At 69.5% G+C, this 5,653-nt stretch carries 6 protein-coding genes; 5 read left to right on the top strand and 1 reads right to left on the bottom strand.

What is annotated here, in order from left to right:
- Positions 1 to 133: 133 nt before the first annotated feature.
- Entirely contained in the window at positions 134 to 898 is a 765-nt protein-coding gene (locus L0H79_RS20110; protein ID WP_301486419.1) for an SDR family oxidoreductase, read from the top strand.
- A gap of 71 nt (positions 899 to 969) precedes the next feature.
- Here L0H79_RS20110 and L0H79_RS20115 read toward each other — a convergent pair whose 3' ends face one another.
- Entirely contained in the window at positions 970 to 2,037 is a 1,068-nt protein-coding gene (locus tag L0H79_RS20115; protein ID WP_301486420.1) for a cell wall-binding repeat-containing protein, read from the bottom strand.
- Between the two features lie 196 nt (positions 2,038 to 2,233).
- Between L0H79_RS20115 and L0H79_RS20120 the strand changes: the two genes are divergently transcribed.
- The 4 genes from L0H79_RS20120 (at position 2,234) to L0H79_RS20135 (ending at position 5,602) form a co-directional block, all read left to right on the top strand.
- A complete protein-coding gene (locus L0H79_RS20120; RefSeq protein WP_301486421.1) occupies positions 2,234 to 2,395 on the top strand; it encodes a hypothetical protein in 162 nt (53 codons plus the stop codon).
- 78 nt (positions 2,396 to 2,473) lie between these two features.
- Positions 2,474 to 3,682 (top strand): signal recognition particle-docking protein FtsY, encoded by a 1,209-nt coding sequence (gene ftsY, locus L0H79_RS20125; RefSeq protein WP_301486422.1) that lies wholly within the window; start codon positions 2,474 to 2,476, stop codon positions 3,680 to 3,682.
- 145 nt (positions 3,683 to 3,827) lie between these two features.
- Positions 3,828 to 5,267: an ammonium transporter gene (locus L0H79_RS20130; protein WP_301486423.1), complete on the top strand. Its 1,440-nt coding sequence runs from the start codon at positions 3,828 to 3,830 to the stop codon at positions 5,265 to 5,267.
- Positions 5,264 to 5,602 carry a P-II family nitrogen regulator gene (locus L0H79_RS20135; protein ID WP_301486424.1) on the top strand — a complete coding sequence of 113 codons (339 nt, stop codon included), beginning with the start codon at positions 5,264 to 5,266 and terminating at the stop codon, positions 5,600 to 5,602. The genes L0H79_RS20130 and L0H79_RS20135 overlap by 4 nt, the downstream gene beginning before the upstream one ends.
- Positions 5,603 to 5,653 lie beyond the last annotated feature (51 nt).

The following is a 5,653-nucleotide window of genomic DNA, read 5'->3' on the forward strand; positions in this document are numbered from 1 at the left end:
ACCAAGCCGCCGCCGTCACCCGGCCGGGACGTCACTCCAGCGGAGCCGCACCCAACTCGAACCGCGCACGTTGACAGCATGGGGCACCCCAGCCACACTAAGCAAGCGCTTACCTGACGTCTGGAGGTTGCCCATGAACGCACGTCGTCACGAGGGCGCGGTCGCGATCGTCACCGGCGCGAGTCGCGGCATCGGCCTCGCCATCGCCCGGCGGCTGGTCGACGAGGGCGCCCGCGTTGTCGTCACGGCCCGCAAACCCGAAGCCCTCGCCGAGGCAGTCGCGCAGCTCGGCGGACCGGCCTGTGCCCTCGGCGTGCCCGGCAACGCCGCCGACGAAGCGCACCAGGCGCAGGTCGTCGAGGTGGCCCGGGCGACCTTCGGCGGCCTGCACTGCCTCGTCAACAACACCGGCATCAACCCGATCTACGGACCGATGCTCGACAGCGAGGCGGGGGTGGCTCGCAAGGTCCTCGACGTCAACGTCGTCGCGGCGTTCTGCTGGATCCAGCATGCCGTCGCGGCGGGACTCGGGGACGCGGACCACCCGGGGGCGATCGTCAACCTCGCCTCGGTCGCGGGCCTTGGGGCGTCCGGGAAGATCGGCTGGTACGGCGTCTCGAAGGCGGCGCTCATCCACCTGACCACGGAGCTGGGCTACGAGCTGGGGCCCGGCGTGCGCGTCAACGCCGTCGCTCCGGCCATCGTCAAGACGCGGTTCGCGACGGCGCTCTACGAGGGCCGTGAGGCGGAGGTTGCCGCGGCGTACCCGATGAAGCGTCTCGGGGTGCCCGATGATGTCGCCGGAGCGGTCAGCTTCCTGCTCAGCCGCGACGCCGGGTGGATCACCGGCCAGACCCTGACGATCGACGGTGGCGTCACGCTCGGGGGAGCGCTCTGACCGAGGCGGTCGTATGCCGCCGAGCTGGGACCGCACCGATGGCGCGGTCCCAGCGCAGTATCGCCTGCTGCTCAGGAGTTGAGAACTGACTCGAAGGCGTTCTTGACGGGGTCGGACACCGCGGCCGTGCCGCCCAGGACGACGCCGACCTCGACTGTCCTCGGGTCCTGCGCGGTGACGATGGCACTGACCGCGCTCTTGGTCGTCGTGGTGAACCTGGTCGGCTGAGTGAGCAGGAGCGGCCCCCAGGACGCGATGAGCGCACCGCCGGCGAGGGCATCCGGCCAGTTCTCACCCGTCGCGAGGGCGAGAGCGGTCGGGTCGTCGTCGGTCGTTGCGCCGTCGCCCCAGAATGCCTTGGCCAGCTCTGCCGCAGTCTCGTACCGGTCCTTGCCAACCAGGGCATCGGTCCAGTTGAAGGGGGCTTTCGCGCTGGCTCCACCGATGGCATAGATCTCGGTGCCCGCGGACCGCTCGGCAATGAGGTAGCTCTTGACGGAGGTCGGCAGGAGGCTGTCCCTCGTCAGGACGACTGCGGCCGTGTACCCACCGGCCGTGGCTCCGGCCGCGAGTCCGTCCGGGAAGTTCTGCCCGGTCGTGGCGAAGATGAACTGTGGGTGTCCGCCATTCGCGAACTTGCCCACCTCTGTGGCCACCTTGACCGACGTCTCGAAGCGATCCGCGCCCGCAAGGCGCACGATCGAGTAGCCCTTCTTGGTCAGGCTCTCTTGGGCCTGGCCCGAGATCGCACCAGTCCCGCCGAGCAGGTAGACGATCCCCTCGCCGCCGAGGATGCGGTTGACCTCATTCATGGTGATGCTGTCGATGGAGGTCGTGTGAGTCAGCAGAAGCGGCCCCCCGGCGGCTCCGGCGAGTGCCGAGCCGCCGAGGGCATCCGCGTACTGGTCGTGCCGGCTCAGGACGACTGCCTGGGCAATGGCGCCATCTGTCGTGCCGGCGTCGTCCCAGACGAACTGGGAGGCCTGGACAGCGGTCGCGACCCGGTCTGCGCCGGCGACGCGGTAGGCGGACACGGTGGCTGGGGCGGCGACGGCAGCGGTGAGGGACGTCGTGGCGAGGGCCGCAACAGTCGCGACGACGGTCGCCGCGATGGAGGCGACACGGAGGCTTCGGCTCATGGATGCTCTTTCGTGAGGGTGCCGTTTGGCACCGGTCGCGGTCAGGGTAGCCTGATCAGGCCGACTGGACTCGTGAACCGCCAGAAGGCTCCACTAGCGACGAGAACGATCACAGAAGGGTGACGAAACGGTGACGGAATGGGGAGAACCGGCATGTTGACTCGCCCGCCTCAGCCACATGCATCACTCTAGTCACATGGTGCTCCTCATCTTCTTGATGCTGGTCGCCACCGGTCTCGGTGTGGCGGTCGTCGGTTCCGTTGCCCTGCCCGCACACCGCGACGGCAAGGGCATGCTCACCAAACGCGGCGCAGCGCGGATCGACTCGGTCCGCCGTCGCCGCTCCGCGACCCCCTGACGCGCACCGCCGAGACGGACCCAGGCGGGCCGTCCGGCCCGGTCGGGTGAGGTCGACGGCGCGTGGTTGGATGATCGCGTGGACAACCTCTGGATCTACGTCATCATCGCCTTGGTCGTCGTCGTGCTCGTCGCGGCGGTCGTCTTCGGCCTGATCCGGGGACGGGGGAGTGCCGCGCGGACAGTCGAGCACGACGAGACCGCTCACCCGTCATCCGGCGCGCCGGACGAGGTTCTCGACAGCGGCGGACCCGGCGCAGCCACCGCGGCAGCGCCGCCCGTCGCGCACCCGGCCGCGGCGGCGGAAGGCCCCGCCGACATCGGAGTCGAGGAGATCATCCCGGCGCCGTCGATCGAACGGCCCGAGTCCGCACGTGGCCGCCTGCAGCGGCTCCGGGCTCGCCTGGCCCGCTCGAACTCCGCCATCGGCAAGGGCCTGCTCGCGCTGCTCTCGCGTGACCGGCTCGACGAGGAGGCGTGGGAGGAGGTCGAGGACACCCTCATCGCGTCCGACCTGGGGGTCGAGGCGACGACCGAGCTCGTGGAGTCCCTGCGTAGGCAGGTCAAGATCGACGGCGCGGCCGACGAGGCGACCGTTCGGGGCTGGCTCCGCAAGGACCTGCTGACGCTCGTCCAGCCCGAGATGGACCGCCGGATCGCCTCGTCCCGGGTCGGCATCCGGCCGGCCGTGATCCTCGTCGTCGGCGTCAACGGCACGGGCAAGACGACGACGGTGGGCAAGCTCGCGCGGGTCCTCGTCGCCGAGGACCGCGAGGTCCTGCTCGGGGCGGCCGACACCTTCCGTGCGGCTGCGGCCGACCAGCTCGAGACGTGGGGCGGCCGCGTCGGGGTTGTGACGGTCCGGTCCGACAAGGAGGGCGCCGACCCTGCCGCCGTCGCCTTCGATGCGGTCAAGGCCGGGATCGAGCAGGAGGTCGATGTCGTCATCATCGACACGGCCGGCCGGCTGCACACCAAGGTCGGGCTCATGGACGAGCTCGGCAAGATCAAGCGCGTCATCGAGAAGCAGAGCGAGATCGACGAGGTGCTGCTCGTTCTCGACGCGACGACCGGCCAGAACGGCCTGCAGCAGGCAAAGGTCTTCGCCGAGGCTGTCGACGTCAGCGGGATCGTCCTGACCAAGCTGGACGGCACGGCCAAGGGCGGCATCGTCGTGTCGGTGCAGCGTCAGCTCGGCGTCCCGGTCAAGCTCGTCGGCCTGGGCGAGGGCCCCGACGACCTCGCCCCGTTCGATCCGGAGGCCTTCGTCGACGCCATCGTGGAGTGACGCAGGGGCTGAGGACCCGACCGAGGGCGTGGCGACCAGCCACCGCCAGGCCCGAAACGAGAACGTCACATTGAATCGGATCTGTTGACGCGGCTGTAACGTTCGGGGGCGCCTGACGAAATGCGCGATCCCGAGACTGCTCGACATGAACCACGCACTCAACAGCGGGGACACCGCCTGGATGCTCATCAGCGCCTCGATGGTGCTGCTCATGACCCCAGGCCTGGCGCTCTTCTACGGCGGCATGGTCCGGGGCAGGTCGGTCCTCAACATGATGATGATGTCGTTCGGCGCGATGGGTGTCGTGGGCATCGTCTACGTCCTCTGGGGCTATTCGATGTCCTATGGGCCACGCTCGATCGCGGGACTGTTCGCGAACCCTTTCGACCTGTTCGGCCTGAACGGTGCCATCACCGACAGCGCTGGTGACTACGTCATGAGCGGCAGCTTCCCGACCGTGGTCAACGTCGCGTTCCAGCTGACCTTCGCGATCATCACGGTCGCGCTCATCAGCGGGGCGATCGCCGACCGGGTCAAGTTCAGCACCTGGCTCGTCTTCTCGGGCATCTGGGTGACGCTCGCCTACTTCCCGCTTGCCCACCAGGTCTGGGGCGGGGGCCTGCTGTCCGGCTCGGCCGACGGCTTGGCGGCGCGGATCTTCGGCGTGACCGGTGCTGGTGCCGACGCAACCGCCGCCGTCGCCCCGATCGACTTCGCCGGGGGGACGGTCGTGCACATCAACGCCGGTATGGCCGGCCTCGTCCTCGCCCTCGTCGTCGGCAAGCGTCTCGGCTTCGGGCGGGTCGCCACTCGACCGCACAACTTGCCGTTCGTCATGCTCGGGGCCGCCCTGCTGTGGTTCGGCTGGTTCGGCTTCAACGCCGGGTCGGCGCTGTCCGCCAACGGCACCGCGGGGCTCGCCTGGGTCAACACGACGGCGGCGACGTGTGCGGCGATGCTCGGTTGGCTGCTCACCGAGCGGATCCGGGACGGTCACCCCACCTCGCTCGGCGCCGCATCCGGGGTCGTCGCCGGACTCGTCGCCATCACCCCGGCCGCCGGGGCCCTGTCGCCCGTCGGTTCACTGGTTCTCGGTGGGGTCGCCGGTGCGCTCTGCGCCGTGGCGGTGGGCCTGAAGTACCGGCTCGGCTTCGACGACTCCCTCGACGTCGTCGGTGTGCACCTCGTTGCCGGGCTGTGGGGCACGGTCGGGATCGGGCTGCTCGGCGCGCAGACGGGTCTGTTCTACGGTGGCGGCGTTCGCCAGCTCGTGGTCCAGATCATGATTGCCCTGGCTGCGGTGCTGCTGTCCGGAGTCGTGACGACAGTCGTCGCGCTCACCCTCAAGGCGGTCATGGGTTGGCGGGTCGACTCCGATGCCGAGAGTGCCGGGATCGACCAGCAGCAGCACGCCGAAGCCGCATACGACTGGGGCAACCTCGCCGGCGGTGTTGCCACCGCGTTCGCAGGCACCGCCGGCAAGGCGATCCCCTCCGGGAACCCGGTTCCCGCCAGGGTCCCCCTCACCGGCGCAGCCGCGCCCGAGGACAGCATTCACTCCATCCGAACGGAGGCTCACCGATGAAGCTCATCACCGCGATCATCAAGCCGCACCGGCTCGAGGACGTCAAGGAGGCCCTGGAGGCGTTCGGTGTCTCGGGAATGACCGTCAGCGAGGCCAGCGGCTACGGTCGGCAGCGGGGGCACAGCGAGGTCTACCGAGGCGCCGAGTACACGGTCGAGTTCGTCCCCAAGGTGCGCCTGGAGGTCATCGTCGACAGCATCGACGCCACCGACGTCATGGAGGTCATCCTCAAGGCGGCTCAGACGGGCCGGATCGGGGACGGCAAGATCTGGGCCGTCCCGGTCGACGACGTCATCCGGGTGCGCACGGGTGAACATGGCCCGGCAGCGCTCTAGCGGCCCGGTCGTGACGAGCGGGGCGATGGAGCCGACTGATCCCCCCAACTT

Source organism: Intrasporangium sp. (assembly GCF_030452765.1).
In the GTDB taxonomy this organism is placed as follows: domain Bacteria; phylum Actinomycetota; class Actinomycetes; order Actinomycetales; family Dermatophilaceae; genus Intrasporangium_A.